Annotated in this window: 17 protein-coding genes; 3 read left to right on the top strand and 14 right to left on the bottom strand. The window is 29.9% G+C overall.

The window, feature by feature from the left end; all coding sequences use genetic code 11:
- Positions 1–3: 3 nt before the first annotated feature.
- The 4 genes from FRY74_RS07835 to FRY74_RS07850 form a co-directional block, all read right to left on the bottom strand.
- Positions 4–1,284, bottom strand: a complete 1,281-nt coding sequence (locus FRY74_RS07835) for a replication-associated recombination protein A (protein ID WP_147100250.1) — start codon at positions 1,282–1,284, stop codon at positions 4–6.
- A gap of 99 nt (positions 1,285–1,383) precedes the next feature.
- Complete coding sequence (locus tag FRY74_RS07840; protein WP_147100252.1) at positions 1,384–1,746, bottom strand: hypothetical protein; 363 nt, start codon at positions 1,744–1,746, stop codon at positions 1,384–1,386.
- A gap of 109 nt (positions 1,747–1,855) precedes the next feature.
- Positions 1,856–2,821: an ADP-glyceromanno-heptose 6-epimerase gene (rfaD, locus tag FRY74_RS07845; RefSeq protein WP_147100254.1), complete on the bottom strand. Its 966-nt coding sequence runs from the start codon at positions 2,819–2,821 to the stop codon at positions 1,856–1,858.
- Positions 2,822–2,823: 2 nt separating this feature from the next.
- Positions 2,824–3,660 carry a menaquinone biosynthesis family protein gene (locus FRY74_RS07850; protein ID WP_147100256.1) on the bottom strand — a complete coding sequence of 279 codons (837 nt, stop codon included), beginning with the start codon at positions 3,658–3,660 and terminating at the stop codon, positions 2,824–2,826.
- A gap of 111 nt (positions 3,661–3,771) precedes the next feature.
- Here FRY74_RS07850 and FRY74_RS07855 point away from each other — a divergent pair, with 111 nt between their 5' ends.
- Positions 3,772–4,398, top strand: coding sequence for an inorganic pyrophosphatase (locus FRY74_RS07855; RefSeq protein ID WP_147100258.1), 627 nt, complete (start codon positions 3,772–3,774; stop codon positions 4,396–4,398).
- 4 nt (positions 4,399–4,402) lie between these two features.
- Here the strand turns inward: FRY74_RS07855 and bioD are convergent, their stop codons facing one another.
- From bioD to bioB, 3 genes are read right to left on the bottom strand one after another with little or no spacing between them, the layout of a single operon-like run.
- Complete coding sequence (gene bioD, locus FRY74_RS07860; protein ID WP_147100260.1) at positions 4,403–5,014, bottom strand: dethiobiotin synthase; 612 nt, start codon at positions 5,012–5,014, stop codon at positions 4,403–4,405.
- Entirely contained in the window at positions 5,011–6,105 is a 1,095-nt protein-coding gene (locus tag FRY74_RS07865) for an aminotransferase class I/II-fold pyridoxal phosphate-dependent enzyme (RefSeq protein ID WP_147100262.1), read from the bottom strand. Before FRY74_RS07865 ends, bioD begins: the two co-directional genes overlap by 4 nt.
- Before the next feature lie 8 nt (positions 6,106–6,113).
- Positions 6,114–7,229, bottom strand: a complete 1,116-nt coding sequence (gene bioB / locus FRY74_RS07870) for a biotin synthase BioB (protein ID WP_147100264.1) — start codon at positions 7,227–7,229, stop codon at positions 6,114–6,116.
- A gap of 134 nt (positions 7,230–7,363) precedes the next feature.
- Between bioB and trmD the strand changes: the two genes are divergently transcribed.
- Positions 7,364–8,038, top strand: a complete 675-nt coding sequence (gene trmD / locus FRY74_RS07875; RefSeq protein WP_147100266.1) for a tRNA (guanosine(37)-N1)-methyltransferase TrmD — start codon at positions 7,364–7,366, stop codon at positions 8,036–8,038.
- Here trmD and FRY74_RS07880 read toward each other — a convergent pair.
- Together FRY74_RS07880 and FRY74_RS07885 are read right to left on the bottom strand one after the other, a co-directional pair.
- On the bottom strand, positions 8,035–8,238 hold the full coding sequence (locus FRY74_RS07880; protein WP_147100268.1) for a membrane or secreted protein: 204 nt from the start codon (positions 8,236–8,238) through the stop codon (positions 8,035–8,037). The genes trmD and FRY74_RS07880 overlap by 4 nt on opposite strands.
- Before the next feature lie 30 nt (positions 8,239–8,268).
- Entirely contained in the window at positions 8,269–9,759 is a 1,491-nt protein-coding gene (locus FRY74_RS07885) for a lipopolysaccharide biosynthesis protein (protein WP_147100270.1), read from the bottom strand.
- Between the two features lie 103 nt (positions 9,760–9,862).
- On the opposite strand from FRY74_RS07885, the gene FRY74_RS07890 reads away from it, so the two are divergent.
- Positions 9,863–10,504, top strand: a complete 642-nt coding sequence (locus FRY74_RS07890) for a carboxypeptidase-like regulatory domain-containing protein (RefSeq protein WP_147100272.1) — start codon at positions 9,863–9,865, stop codon at positions 10,502–10,504.
- On the opposite strand, the gene FRY74_RS07895 is transcribed toward FRY74_RS07890, so the two are convergent.
- From FRY74_RS07895 to FRY74_RS07915, 5 genes are all read right to left on the bottom strand, one after another.
- Complete coding sequence (locus FRY74_RS07895; RefSeq protein WP_147100274.1) at positions 10,489–11,277, bottom strand: inositol monophosphatase family protein; 789 nt, start codon at positions 11,275–11,277, stop codon at positions 10,489–10,491. The genes FRY74_RS07890 and FRY74_RS07895 overlap by 16 nt on opposite strands.
- 162 nt (positions 11,278–11,439) lie before the next feature.
- Positions 11,440–13,077, bottom strand: coding sequence for a PspC domain-containing protein (locus FRY74_RS07900; RefSeq protein WP_147100276.1), 1,638 nt, complete (start codon positions 13,075–13,077; stop codon positions 11,440–11,442).
- Between the two features lie 23 nt (positions 13,078–13,100).
- Positions 13,101–13,424, bottom strand: a complete 324-nt coding sequence (locus FRY74_RS07905) for a PadR family transcriptional regulator (RefSeq protein ID WP_147100278.1) — start codon at positions 13,422–13,424, stop codon at positions 13,101–13,103.
- Between the two features lie 114 nt (positions 13,425–13,538).
- On the bottom strand, positions 13,539–14,201 hold the full coding sequence (locus FRY74_RS07910; RefSeq protein ID WP_223265848.1) for a SanA/YdcF family protein: 663 nt from the start codon (positions 14,199–14,201) through the stop codon (positions 13,539–13,541).
- Positions 14,202–14,203: 2 nt separating this feature from the next.
- Positions 14,204–15,058, bottom strand: a complete 855-nt coding sequence (locus FRY74_RS07915; protein WP_147100280.1) for a UbiA-like polyprenyltransferase — start codon at positions 15,056–15,058, stop codon at positions 14,204–14,206.
- Positions 15,059–15,096: the final 38 nt, after the last annotated feature.

Consider the following 15,096-nt stretch of genomic DNA (forward strand, 5'->3'; position numbering starts at 1 on the left):
TATCTAGTAGTTGTATTTATCTTTCCATTTATCTTTTAGGAAATTTCTAAAACTAGCTTCTTTAGGATTGTTCCCAGGTTCAAAAAGTGTAGTTCCTTTTATTTCATCTGGTAGATATTCTTGAACTTCAAAATTACCTTCATAACCATGAGAATATTTATAATTAGAACCGTAGCCGATATCTTTCATCAATTTGGTTGGTGCATTTCTTAAATGAAGAGGTATAGATAAATTACCAGTTTTTCGAACTAATTCTTGTGCTATATTAATAGCAGCATAAGAAGCATTACTTTTTGGTGAGGTGGCTAAATAAACAGCAGCTTGAGATAATATTATCCTTGCTTCTGGCATACCAATTACATTTATGGCTTGAAAGCAATTATTTGCAATAACCAAAGCTGTAGGGTTCGCATTTCCAATATCTTCAGAAGAAAGTATTAATAGTCGTCGGGCAATAAACTTAGGATCTTCACCACCTTCAAGCATTCGAGCTAACCAATAAACTGCAGCATTAGGATCACTTCCTCGTATTGATTTTATAAAGGCTGAAATAATATCGTAATGCTGGTCACCTGTTTTATCATAGCGAACCAAATTTTGCTGTACTGTATTTACAACGATATCGTTTGTTATTTCAATTATATCAGAAGAAAAACTATTGATAACAATCTCTAAAGTATTCAATAACTTTCGTGCATCGCCACCAGACAGTTGCAGTAAAGATTCATATTCTTTAATTACTACTTTTTTCTTTTTAAGAAATTCGTCTTGAGTTAGGGCTATGTCAATTAATTTTAATAAATCTTCTTTGGTTTGTTCTTTTAGAATGTAAACCTGACAACGAGAAAGTAGTGCTGAGATTACTTCAAATGAAGGGTTCTCGGTAGTCGCACCAATCAACGTGATAGTTCCTTTTTCTACTGCTCCTAAAAGAGAATCTTGTTGAGATTTACTAAAACGGTGTATTTCATCAATAAATAATACAGGATTATTTGTGCCGAAAAATTGTTGTGATTTTGCTTTTTCAATTACCTCTCTAACATCTTTAACGCCAGAATTAATTGCACTTAGAGTATAAAAAGGTCGTTTTAAATAATTAGCAATTATGTTTGCTAAAGTAGTTTTTCCAACTCCGGGTGGGCCCCAAAATATCATGGAAGGAATAATCCCTTTTTCGATAAAATTTCGCAAAGTACATCCTTCACCAATTAAGTGTTGTTGTCCAATATAATTTTCAAAAGTATTGGGTCTTAATCGTTCTGCTAATGGAGTTAAATTGTCGATGAGGTTTTATTTTATAATGTATATGTAAAAATAATTATAAAAAAAGAAGTGAAGAATCTTTTAGAGACTTCACTTCAATATTAAATATAGATAAATGTATTAGTTGCTAACTTTAATTTTAATCGGTTTTAAATTTTTCTCTTGATTGTTTGAATCAATTAGAACAATATCTTCGATATACAATAAATTAGGTTGATAAGTTTGAATGTTGTTTATAAATGTTTGAGGAATAGTATTTCCTGTAATAGTTTGTTCGTAGTAATTACCATTAACCGTAAAGCCTATTTTTAGAGTTTGCACACTAAATGTTGCATTACTTACAACTAACTCGTTACAATTTAACAAGTCCGTTAGAGCTATAGTGTTTGAAGTATTCGCACAAAAATTTATTGTAGTGGGGTCAGAACAATAAGAACGAATTGAAAATATAGTAGTAAATAATAGTATTAAAAAAAGTTTCATCTTTTTGAAATTTAATTAGTTATAGCTAAAATAGGTAAAAAAAATGAAGACTCTAACTTTAGAATATTTACTTTTTAAAAAATGAATTAAATAGATAATATCTGTTACATTAATAATATTTATTATCAATTAAATAATGTTTAACATAATCTTCAACACCTTCTTCCAGTGTATGGAATGGTTTGTTATAGCCAATAGATTTTAGTTTAGCCATATTTGCTTCAGTAAAATACTGGTACTTGTCTCTAATGTCTTCAGGAGTTGGTACAAAACTAATATCAGCTTCTTTGCCCATTGCTTTAAATGTGTTTTTAACTAAGTCTAAAAAGGTACGAGCCTTACCAGAACCTAAATTATACAAGCCAGAGTCTTTTCTGTGGTGTAAAAGGAACATACAAACATTTACCACATCTTTTACATATACAAAATCTCTTAATTGTTCACCATCTTTATAATTAGGATTATGAGAGGCAAATAATTTCATTTTACCAGTTTCAGTAATTTGTTTAAAAGCATGAAAAATAACCGAAGCCATTCGTCCTTTATGAAATTCGTTAGGTCCATAAACGTTAAAGAACTTTAAACCTGCCCAGAAATAAGGCTTTTTTTCTTGAGCTAAAGCCCATTTATCAAAATCATTTTTTGAATCACCGTATGGGTTTAAAGGTTTTAATTTATTTACTAAATCATGGCTATCTTCATACCCATATTCTCCCAAACCATAGGTTGCAGCAGATGAAGCATAAACTAAAGGTAAACCATGTTCAACACAAATATTCCAGATGTCTTTCGTGTAATTTAAATTAAGTTTATCAAATATGGTTTTATCAAACTCAGTAGTATCGGTTCTTGCTCCAATATGAAAAATAAACTGAACCATTTGTTGATTCTCTTTTAGCCAATAAATAAATTCTGCTCTATCAACTTTTTTAGTATAAGTTTTTCCTTCAAAGTTTTTATTCTTTTCAGTATTTGAGAAATCGTCTACTAAAACAATGTCTTTAAAACCTTCCTGGTTTAATTTACTTACTAAACAACTTGCTATAAATCCTGCAGCACCTGTAACTACTATCATAATTAATCTATAAAAATATTCTTTTCTATTTTAGGGATTATCCCTTTTTCTTGTGCTAAGTTAAACATTTGAGTAATGGCATTTTTTCCTTCCTCTCCTAAATCAATAGAGTATTTATTTACATAAAGTTCAACATGTTGCATCATTACTTTTTTATCCATTTCTTGAGCGTTTTGTTGCATATAAGTTACAGGCGATTCAGGATTATTAAATGCATACTCTATACTTTTTCGAAGCAAACGATTTACTTTTTTAAGTATCTCTGAGGGTAATTCTCGTTTAATAATAATTCCGCCTAGAGGAATTAAAGTACCAGTAGCTTTTTCCCAATATTCTCCAAGGTCAATAATTTTCTCCAATCCTTTTTCTTGATAAGTAAATCTATTTTCGTGGATAATTAACCCAGCATCTACTTTGTTGCTTAAAACAGCATTTTCAATATCAGAAAATAACATTTCTTCTTTTTTTATTGCTTCAGGATGAGCAATACTTAATAAAAAGTTTGCTGTTGTATATTTCCCCGGAATAGCAATACTCAATGCGTTGAGTGGTGATTTTTCAGTAGTTGGTTTACAAATCAATAAAGGCCCACAACCTTTTCCTAAGGCGCTTCCAGCATCTAATAAAACGTAATTATTGGTTAGATACCCAAAAGCATGATAGCTTATTTTTGTGATATCTAATTCATTATTGAATGCTTTTTGGTTTAAATCTTCTACATCACCTAAATACACATCGAAATCTAATCCTTCATTATCTATTTTATGATTGACTAATGCATCAAAAATAAAAGTGTCGTTTGGGCAAGGTGAAAATCCAATGGTAAGTTTATTGTTCAAAATATTTTAAGTTTTGGAGTATAGTTGATTAACTTCGCACTTCAAAATTAGAAACAAAAAAGTAAATAAGGTATTTATAAGCATATTTAATACCTTCTTAAAAATATTATTATGGAAAAAAAGCCTAAAAATCAATTTCTACTTCACCCTTGGCATGGCATTGAAATAGGAGAAAATGCACCTAATATTGTGACTACTTTTATTGAAATAACCCCATCTGATTCAGTAAAATATGAAATTGATAAGGCCTCAGGTTTTTTAAAAGTAGATCGGCCTCAAAAATTTTCGAATATAGTCCCTGCTTTATATGGATTTATTCCACAAACTTATTGTGCTGAAAATGTTGCTGAATTATGTATGGAGAAGTCAGAAAAAACAAATATTATTGGTGATGGAGATCCATTAGATGTTTGTGTATTGACAGAACGAAATATAACACACGGAAATATAATTGTACCAGCAATTCCAATTGGTGGATTTAGGATGATAGATAATGGAGAAGCTGATGATAAAATTATTGCAATTTTAAAAGGCGATGAGGTTTATGATGATTGGAATGATTTAGATAAATGTCCAGAATCTTTGATAAGAAGATTAAAACATTATTTTTTAACGTACAAAGGAATCCCTGGTGAAGGAGCTAAGCCTAATGTTGAAATTACTCATGTATATGGTAAAGAAGAAGCTATAAAAGTAATTATAGCAAGCCAAAAAGATTATCACAATCATTTTGAATAAAATGCTAAAAAGAATTGAAGTTATTTTTATAACTTAAAACAACATCTTTACTTATGTTCGAATGATTGTTTATTCTACCTAAATAGTTAATTCCTGTATAATTTAAAATATACTCTTCGGTCTCTTTGTTTTCATCACCATTAAAGATGATACCTTTAATTTTTAAACCTTTTTGTTTAATGGCTTCAATGCTTAATAGGGTGTGATTAATACTACCTAAGTAGTTTTGAGAAACTAAAATAGTTTCGACATCTAATTTTTTAATTAAATCAATAATTAATTGGCTATTATTTAGAGGAACCATTAAGCCTCCTGCACCTTCTATAATTAAATTGTTGGTTGTTTTTGGAATTTGAATTTGATTTAAATCAATATCAATTTTGTCAATTTTAGCAGCAGCATGTGGTGACATTGGTTGAGTTAATTGATAGGCTTCTTTATGAAAAACAGTTTTAGTATTCGATACTAATCTTTGAACTTTTATAGTGTCTGAATTTTCTAAATCACCAGCTTGAACAGGTTTCCAATAATCAGCTTCTAGTGCTTCGGTAAGGATAGCGGAAGCTACTGTTTTACCTACATCAGTACCTATACCAGTTATAAAATAATTTTTCATGAATTTAGAGATTTAATCAACGAATTTATTTGCTCGTGAGTATTAAAGTTATGTAAGCAAATTCTTAAACGTTCTTGTCCTTTTGGTACAGTTGGACTTAAAATTGGTCGAACATCAAAACCATTATTTTGTATTTGAATAGCAATTTTTTTTACTTCATCATTACCAGAAATAATAATACATTGAATTGGACTATCTGAATTAGAAGTAGGAAGATTGGATGTTAGTTTTTGAAAATGAGTAACATTACTTTTAAGCTGTTCAATTCTATCTGTATTTTGTTTTAAGAAATTGTGTGCTTTACGAATGGTTAAAATACTATGTAAAGGAAGAGCTGTAGTATAAATAAATGCCCTAGAATAGTTAATTAAATAATCTCTTAAGAGTTTGTTTCCTAATACAGCTGCTCCGTGACAGCCATAAGCTTTTCCAAAAGTTACAACTCTAGCAAATACATTATCTTGCAAATTTAACTCAGTAACTAAACCTTTTCCATTTCCATAAATTCCAACGGCATGTGCCTCATCAACAATTAAAGCAGCACCATAGTTATCACATATTTTAACTAAGTTTTCTATAGGTGCGGCATCACCATCCATTGAATAAATAGATTCTACAGCAACATATACATTTCCTGTCGATTTTTTTAATTTGGTTTCAAGGTGCTCAATGCTGTTATGTTTAAAAGAGTAGGAATTAGCATTGCTTAATTTTATGCCATCTCTAATTGAGGCATGTATTAATTCATCATAAATAATTACATCATTTCGCTGAGGAAGTGAAGAAAATATACCAATATTCGCGTTATATCCAGAATTAAAAATTAATGCTGATTCAGATTTGTAAAATTCAGCAAGAAAATCTTCAACTTCTTCTGTAATTTTATGATTACCAGAAATTAAACGCGAACCAGTTGCTCCGAAATTAGCTAACTCTTGGTCTAAAATGTGGATTTCTTTTTCAGCAGAAAAACCTAAATAATCGTTAGAGCAAAAATCAATTAATCCAGTGCTAATTTTTAAAGTCCGTAAAGCATTTTCATCTTCACGATTTTTTAATTTTTTATGGATGTAATCGTTCTGTTTTTTCATTAGAAGCTTTATTTTGTAGCTTCTTCTTTTAACGCTCTTCTTGCTGCTTTTCCTTTTTCTGTTGCTTCTACATTTCTTTCGATAATATGAGCTGGTCTGCTCCATTTTTCATTATCGTTTTCTCTAACCTCTTTGTAAGTTTCTTTTGTTTTTGGTTTCTCTCCATCAACAAAAGCTTCTTTTGGATTAATACCTAATAACTTAAACATTTCCATGTCTTCGTTATATTCAGGGTTTGGAGTAGTTAATAACTTGTCTCCTGCAAAAATTGAATTTGCTCCTGCAAAGAAGCAAAGAGCTTGACCTTCTTTTGTCATATGAGTTCTTCCTGCAGATAATCTAACTTGTGCTTTAGGCATTACAATTCTTGCGGTAGCAATCATTCTTACCATTTCAAAAATAGAAACAGGGTTTTGCTCTTCTAAAGGTGTTCCAGGAACAGGAACTAATCCATTTATTGGCACAGAACCAGGGTGTGGATTTAAGTTTGAAAGCGTATAAAGCATTCCAATTCTATCATCATCTGTTTCTCCCATTCCAATAATTCCTCCCGAGCAAACATGTATTCCTTCATTTTGAGCGTGCTCAATCGTTCTTAAACGATCATCATAGCCTCTAGTTGAAATAATTTCTTTGTAAAAATCTTCTGATGAATCTAAATTATGATTGTAAGCATACAAACCAGCTTCTTTTAATCTTCTTGCTTGATCTTGTGACAACATTCCTAAGGTGCAGCAAACTTCCATATTCATGTCGTTTACTTCTTTTACCATGTCTAACACATTATCAAAATCTTCATTATTAGTAACATTTCTCCAGGCTGCACCTAAGCATACTCTAGAAGCCCCACCTTCTTTTGCATTAAGCGCCATTTGTTTTACGGTATCAACCGTCATTAAATCATTTTTTTCAATACCTGTATGATAACGAGCTGCTTGCGGACAATAACCACAATCTTCAGAACAACCACCTGTTTTTATAGATATTAAAGAACTTACTTGAACTTCATTTGGATTATGGTTCGCACGATGCACTGTTGCTGCTTCGTATATTAATTCCATAAAGGGTTTGTCGTAAATTGCTTTTATTTCTTCTTTAGTCCAGTTGCTTCTAATTGCTGTCATAATGCTTATAATTTGAAAGACAAATTTAGTTATTAAAAAGTGGAAATTGAAAAGTTGAAAGTCGAAAGTTTGAGATAGTTTAACTTTGATAAAAAACTTTCCGAACTTTACAAGTTCAAACATTTGACTCCTTTATGAGAATTGACATTATAACTGTATTACCAGAATTATTAGAAAGTCCATTTAATGCTTCAATTTTAAAACGAGCTCAAGAAAAGGGCTTGGTTGAAGTTGTTGTTCATAATTTAAGAGATTATTCTACCAATAAACAAAAAAGTATAGATGATTATGCTTTTGGAGGTGGTGCTGGAATGGTTATGCAAATCCAACCTATTGCAGATTGTATTGAAAAATTACAAGCTGAAAGAGGTTATGATGAAATAATATATATGACTCCTGACGGAGAAACCATGAAGCAAGGAATGGTAAATACTCTTTCTTTAAAAGAAAATATTATCATTTTAGCAGGACATTACAAGGGGGTTGATGAAAGAGTGAGAGAGTTATTTATTACTAAAGAAATTTCAGTGGGAGATTTTGTATTAACAGGAGGAGAATTGCCTGCAGCAATATTAAGTGATGCAATTATAAGATTAATTCCTGGTGTAATTAGTGATGAAACATCAGCTCTTACAGATAGTTTTCAGGATAATTTATTAGCACCTCCAGTATATACAAGGCCAGAAGAATATAGGGGCAAAAAAGTGCCAGAAATACTATTAGGCGGTAATCATAAGGCAATTGAACAATGGCGTGAAGAAAAAGCCTTGGAGAGGACTAAAACTAGAAGACCAGATTTGTTAGATTAGGCAGCCTCAACTTCCTCTTTTTTACATTGCTCTTCAGGAGCAGCTCCACACAAACCACAAGGCTCTCCGTCTTTGTTTAAGACAGTATTTACACTTGCGCAAGTTTTGTCAAACTTTCCATCTTTTTTAAAAATAATTTTAACCGCCATTCCGAAAACGCCCATGGCTAATAAACCGATAACTAATAATGCTAACTTCATATTGAAAGGAATTAGACTTCAAAATTAGGATTATTTTTTCATTCTTAATTTCAATAAATACTTATCGATTAAAGAATTAATATCAGGAGAAATTTTAAAAAGATAAATTGAAGGAACGTATAAAAGTATTATAGTTATAGATTTTAATGTTACGTTTAAAATGAGATTATTGAAATCTGGAAAAATGCTAACTATAAGATAAATGCTAACACTTATAATAATGGTGAAAATGGATTTACTGGTAAATGGTAGAATCTTAAATTTTGAATAAAGAAAAACGAGATAAAATGTTACAATTAAAAATGTTGTAAATAAAGTAGCTAATGCTGCCCCTACAATTCCCATTGAAGGAATAAGTAAATAATCTGTTGAGATTAAGAGGAAAATTAATAGGAGATTTGTAAAAAATATTATCTTGAAATAATTAGAGAATTTAATAATCATACCATTTATTCCTACTGAAATTTCATAAATTTTTGCAATACATATAAATAACAAAACATATTTAGCTTGCGCATAATCTGTAGGAACTAGTTGGAAAAAACTATCGACATTTAGCCAAATCCCCAAAAAGATTAACATACCAATAATTAATAAATTATTTGAACTTTTTTTATAGATAACATTGATTTTATCAATGTCATTATTTTTCCAAGCTTCTGAAATAGATGTGTTTATGATTCTTAAAAGGGAGTAAAAAGGAATTACAATTAAAAAACTTACATAATAGGCTACTGAATAAAAAGCTACACCAGCTAATCCATCTTTATCTAAAAAACCAATGAAAAGAGAATCAATAACTGCAGCTGTCCCAGTTATACCAGCACCAAACATTGTGTAAAGTCCATAAGAAATTATTTTTTTTGTGGTTTTAATGTCAAATCTTTTAAAATTAGGTTTGATAAAGAACTCTTTAATAGTAACTAAATACATGATTTCAATAAGTACTAATAAACCATAGGCGTTGACATAGCCAAAAATAAATTGATTAAAATTTAGATAATTAAAGTAATAGAGTATAATTAAACTTAGCCAGATAAGTTTTAAAACGATATTGTCTAAAAATGAAAAAACTACACTTTTATGAAGAGCTCTCAAATAACTATCAAATAGACTTAAATAGATAATATAGAGGGTTAGAATTATAAAATAAGGATAGTTTTCATTTATGAGTGGTGAATTTTTACTGTAATAGGAAATGATGTCGGTTCTAAAAATAAAAGTTGAGAGTAAAAACAATAAGTACCCTAAAAAAGGGACCAACATTATGAAAAATAAAAAACCATTATGCTTTTTCTCTTTATTTTTAAATTGAGGGAAAAACTTTATGGTAATGTTATTAATTCCAAAAGAAAATAAGGAAGAAGTCAGCATTGCTGCAGAAACGATAATTCTCGTCAATCCAAATTCGGAAGCTGAAAAAATGTTTGGGAAAAGTAAAACAGTATTAACAGCTCCAATAATAACACCAATATATGATGTGACAAAATTTAAGATGCTTTGTTTCGAAACGACTCCCATAACACTACGAATCTAATAAAGAATTTTGACATTAGATGATTATTAAACAATATCATAGGTTATTTGAAGCTTTGAACTTAACTTTACTTAAAATTTTATTACTATGAAGATATTTTTCACAACATTAATAATCCTTTCGTCTCTTTTTATTAATGCTCAAAGCGACAATGATATTATTAATTTTAATGGTGTTATAATTGATGGAGATAGTATCACATCATTACCTTACACTCACGTTATAGTAAAAAGTACTAGAACAGGTACAGTAGCTGATTATTATGGTTTTTTCTCTATTTTAGCTCATAAAGGAGATACCATTTTATTTTCAAGAATAGGATATATTAGTGATCAGTATATCATTCCTGATACCTTAGTGGGACAAAATTATTCAGCTATACATTTAATGTATAAGGAAACTTTTGCATTAGAAGAAGTAAAAATTTATCCTTGGCCAAGTTTTGAAGAATTTAAAGAGTCTTTCACAACATTTAGTCAAAATGAGCACCTAAAGTCAATGCATGCTAATTTAGATAAAGCTACCCTAACTGAGTTGTCTGGAGATATTGCTATAGAGGGAAGTACAATATTTAAGAGAGAAGAAAACTTTCGTCACACAATGATTTATGGAACAAGCGGATATCCAGCATATGGTATTTTTAACCCTTTCGCTTGGCATAAATTTGTTAAAGATTGGAAAAGTGGAGCTTTAAAAAATAAAAAGAGTAATAATTATTTACCAAAATAGGTTTTTACCTTCGCTAAGAATTCCTCATTGATGTGGGGATTAATAGCGATTATTTCTTCTCCAAAAAGGTAATTATTGCCTCCAGAAAAATCGCTTACTTTACCACCAGCCTGTTGTACAATAAAAGCTCCAGCGGCAACATCCCATGGATTAAGACTGTATTCATAAAAAGCATCAAATCGTCCGCAAGCAACATAAGCTAAATCAACAGCAGCTGAACCTAATCTTCTTAAACCTCTTGTGTTTTTCATTAAATCTTGAAAAAGATTCATGTATTCAGTTTGTTTTTTGTAGTTGTAATAAGGGAATCCAGTAGCAATTAAACTATCCTCTAAAGTGAGGGTAGGGGTAACATTAATTTCTTTGCCATTCATGTATGCTTTACTACCTTCCCAAGCATAAAATAGTTCATCTAAGTTAATTTCATAAATAACGCCTAAAACTAATTCTTCATTTCGAATTAATCCTATACTAACACAATAACAAGGTATTCCGTGAATAAAATTAGTTGTGCCATCTAATGGATCAATAATCCAATTATAAACTTCTCCTTTTTTTGTTGAAGTTCCTTCTTCTGCAATAAAACCAGCTTCAGGAATTAATTTAGACAATTCGTTAACTAACTTTTTTTCAGCAGTTTTATCTACAAAAGTGACTAAACTGTTTTTGCTTTTTGTTTCAATATCAGCTACAGAAATTTGTTGTTTTTTAATAAATACTCCAACTTCTTTTGTTATAGAATTAACTTGCTGACAAATGGTTTCTAAGTTCATGCATCTATTTTTTTACAAAGATAATAAAAAAGGCCGCTTTAAAAGCGACCTTTTTTCTGTTTTGCACTAACTAAACAGGAGGGTAAATTAAGGTGGGATACTAACTAAACTATTAAATTACCTTTATATTTTGTTACCTTTTATTTTGTTACATCAATGGTATTATTTAGAGATGATTGGTGACTCAATTTCTACATTATACAAACTAGGATATCTTATCATCAATTCATCAGAAGTTGCACCTTCAATATCTTTACAATCTAAACAAGTTAATCCATCTTTAGTCATTACCCATTTTTTACTCATCATATCACTATCCCAAGTATTGGTAACGTTTGGAATATCATAAACCAATTCAGATATCGATTCATCAAGATAAACTGACTTACCTTCAGGAAGATATAGCTTAACTTTTATTCTTTGACCTCTTATTTTGTCCGTTTTTATATTAGAAAAGTAGTTATTTAAATTAATTGTACTATCTGTAATTGCAAATGAGTAATTAATGTTCTTAGCCTTAGTAATGGCTCCTTTTTTCGATTCTCCATTGGTATGCTTAATAATAACAAGTTTAGCACTATCTGTTTTGCTTTTGTAAATGTTTACACTCACATTGGCTTGATAAATGGAATCGTTGTCCAAAGAAATTGCAGAAAATTTACCATCTAATATTCCATTTCCGGGTATAGCAGTTGTATTAGCAGTTAAATTATAGTTATTATAATAAGCAGGTAAAGTGTGTGGTTCAGTAATGGTTTTTTGAGAAGATAATTCAGTGCCCATTTTAATACTAATTAAACCGCAAATAGATGCTCCAACTAACCAAAAAACAACCAATGCGATACCAAACGAAAAGTGAGTTTTTATATTAAATAATATTTTAAGTCCACCATAAATTATTGCTATAATTGGTATCCCAAATAATAGAATTATGCCAAAAATTGCTAAATGAAATTGGTCTTCTGAAACAAAAATTAAATTAAAAAAATCAGTTGATTCTATTGAAAAAACTCCATCTGAAGTTACAGCATAAATCATATCAGAGCCGCTTAGTCCAGCAATAAAACCAACAGCTAGAAACACACCTATTACTAAAAAAGCAAAACCAATAATGTTACCAAGAACATTAAAAACAGCTTTAAGAATCTGTCCTATAGCCTTGAAAAATTGCTCTAAGAAATAGCCGAATTTTTTGGTGTCAACTGTTTTTAATTTTTCGTTTACTTTTTTTGCTTCATCTTCAAATGTTCTTCCAATGTTCGTCACGTTTATTGGATCTCCTTTCATTTTTAATTTATCTGAAGCTGTTTTAGCTTCAGGCATTACTATCCATAAAATGATATAAAGGAAAGGTCCAAATCCTGCAAAAATAAAAGTTAATACAAAAAATAACCTTAACCAAACTGCATCTAACCCAAAATATGATGCAAGCCCTGAAGCAACACCACCTAAAATTCTATCGTCAGGATTTCTAAATAACTTTTTGTCACTTTTAAGTTTTGATTCTTTTGGAGATTCAAATTCTTCTTCTGAATCTTCATCAAGATATTGCTCTGGTTTTCCCATTGTTTCAATAACTGAAGTAACATTTTCTGATGTAATAACTTGATTTTTATCATCCATCATATTGCTAAATAATTCTGCAATACGCGATTCAATGTCAGTCATTATTTCTTCTCTTTCTTCAGAATTATTGAAATAACCTTTTATTTTATTCAAATAGTTTTTAAGTGTATCATAAGCATCTACTTCGATATGAAAAACTATTCCACTTATATTTACTGTTACTGTTTTATTCATTTTAGTATCTTTTGTTAGTGCTTTTATTTACTTGTTAATTCTACCGCTTTTACTAATTCGTCCCAAGTTGTTTTAAGTTCAGTTAAAAACTCTTTTCCTTTAGGGGTTAGCTCATAATATTTTCGAGGCGGACCTGATAAAGACTCTTCCCAACGATAAGTTAATATTTCAGCATTTTTTAATCGAGTTAGCAAAGGGTAAAGTGTTCCTTCTACAACAATTAGCTTAGCTTTTTTTAATTGATCTATTATTTCAGATGGGTAAGCTTCGCCATTGTTTAAGATAGAAAGAATACAGTATTCCAATACTCCTTTTCTCATTTGGGCTTTTGTATTTTCTATTTTCATATTGTTATACCAGTTATATTACAATACAAAGATATATATAAAACATTGTATTGTGCAATACATAGTACTAATAAAAATTTTAAAACACTGATAATCAGTTAGTATTATTTTAAATTAAAGATTTATAATCTCTTTTTCCCCTAAGAATTTAGGTTGAGTATTGAGAATGTAGAGGTCAATTATGGCTTTTGTTCTTGCAAAATATTCACGAACATTTGTTTTAAAAGAATATTTCTCTGGTGGATCTTGTGCAGCAAAACCGATTGCATGAATATTAAATTTTTTAGCAATGTATAAGGCTCTTTCGAGATGAAATCGTTGTGATATAATAATAAAGTTGTCCTGTCCGAATACTTCTTTGCATCTTACTACTGAATCCAAAGTTCTAAACCCTGCAAAGTCTAATGTTATCGAACTGTCAGGAATTCCGTTTGCAATTAGTGCTTTTCTCATTTCTCGAGGTTCATTGTATGAGCTCAAGCTATTATCTCCACTAACAATAATGTGTTTTATTTTACCTGATTTATAAAGGCTTGTTGTGGCTTCTATTCTATATTTAAAATATAAGTTGGTGTTTCCTCTAACAGTATATCTGCTTGTTCCTAATAAAAGTGCCACAGGTTTTTCAGGTGTGTCCTGTTCTTTACTAAATATCTTTTCTGTTGCATAATTAGCAATTAAAATATTGCTAAAAAGTACAAATCCAATTAAAACAATAGAAATACTTATAGTCCATTTATTAAGGATTAGGTTTTTTATGATGATTAGGAATTTCAAGTTTAGTTTAAGAATAAGTCCAATAAAACAAAAATTGAAAAAACAACACTAGCAATACCATTAGTAGTGAAAAATGCTAAGTTTACTTTGCTTAAATCGTTTGGTTTTACCAATATATGCTGATAAATCAGTAACAAAATAAATATTCCACATCCTATCCAATAAATATAATTTAACCCTCCGTAATAACCAGCAAACAATATAAATGAAGCAGTTAAAACGTGCAAAAAGTTAGATAGCATTAAAGCGTTTTTAGTCCCTAATAAAACAGGTATAGAATGAAGCTTTTGTTTTTTATCAAACTCTTCATCTTGTAAGGCATAAATTATATCAAAACCACTCACCCAAAACAAAACAGCAAAAGAGAAAAATAATGGAAGCCAATCAAATTTACCAGTAACTGCTAAATAGGCACCAATAGGAGCTAATGATAAACCAACACCTAAAACCAAATGGCAAAGTGCAGTAAATCGTTTGGTTAAACTATATCCCAACACAACTAATAAAGCTATTGGAGATAAATAAAAACAAAGTGGATTAATAAAATAAGTTGTTGCAATAAAAAGTATGCAATTTATAATAACAAATAGTAAAGCAGATTTTGGTTGTATTGTTCCATTTGGGATTTCACGAACAGCAGCTGTTCTTTCATTTGCCTTATCAATGTCTCTATCTATGTATCTATTAAAAGCCATTGCTGCACTTCTTGCAAAGACCATACATAAAACCACATAAATTAATTTAATCCATTCAATAGGTGTCTGAATTTGTATAGTTGCTAAGAAAAAACCAATAATTGCAAAGGGTAAAGCAAAAATGGTATGGCTAAATTTTACGAGTGATAAGTAGTTTTTCATGTTGTGATAAATCTCTTGACAAAATTAACAATACTAAC

The sequence above is a fragment of the Vicingus serpentipes genome (genome assembly GCF_007993035.1).
Classification (GTDB): domain Bacteria; phylum Bacteroidota; class Bacteroidia; order Flavobacteriales_E; family Vicingaceae; genus Vicingus; species Vicingus serpentipes.

Coding starts and splice junctions, on each gene's coding strand:
- FRY74_RS07865 (WP_147100262.1), bottom strand. CDS start 6,105: ATGAAAAAACAGAACGATTACATCCATAAAAAATTAAAAAATCGTGAA.
- FRY74_RS07890 (WP_147100272.1), top strand. CDS start 9,863: ATGAAGATATTTTTCACAACATTAATAATCCTTTCGTCTCTTTTTATT.
- FRY74_RS07855 (WP_147100258.1), top strand. CDS start 3,772: ATGGAAAAAAAGCCTAAAAATCAATTTCTACTTCACCCTTGGCATGGC.
- FRY74_RS07880 (WP_147100268.1), bottom strand. CDS start 8,238: ATGAAGTTAGCATTATTAGTTATCGGTTTATTAGCCATGGGCGTTTTC.
- FRY74_RS07885 (WP_147100270.1), bottom strand. CDS start 9,759: ATGGGAGTCGTTTCGAAACAAAGCATCTTAAATTTTGTCACATCATAT.
- FRY74_RS07900 (WP_147100276.1), bottom strand. CDS start 13,077: ATGAATAAAACAGTAACAGTAAATATAAGTGGAATAGTTTTTCATATC.
- FRY74_RS07895 (WP_147100274.1), bottom strand. CDS start 11,277: ATGAACTTAGAAACCATTTGTCAGCAAGTTAATTCTATAACAAAAGAA.
- trmD (WP_147100266.1), top strand. CDS start 7,364: ATGAGAATTGACATTATAACTGTATTACCAGAATTATTAGAAAGTCCA.
- FRY74_RS07905 (WP_147100278.1), bottom strand. CDS start 13,424: ATGAAAATAGAAAATACAAAAGCCCAAATGAGAAAAGGAGTATTGGAA.
- FRY74_RS07915 (WP_147100280.1), bottom strand. CDS start 15,058: ATGAAAAACTACTTATCACTCGTAAAATTTAGCCATACCATTTTTGCT.
- rfaD (WP_147100254.1), bottom strand. CDS start 2,821: ATGATAGTAGTTACAGGTGCTGCAGGATTTATAGCAAGTTGTTTAGTA.
- bioB (WP_147100264.1), bottom strand. CDS start 7,229: ATGACAGCAATTAGAAGCAACTGGACTAAAGAAGAAATAAAAGCAATT.
- bioD (WP_147100260.1), bottom strand. CDS start 5,014: ATGAAAAATTATTTTATAACTGGTATAGGTACTGATGTAGGTAAAACA.
- FRY74_RS07840 (WP_147100252.1), bottom strand. CDS start 1,746: ATGAAACTTTTTTTAATACTATTATTTACTACTATATTTTCAATTCGT.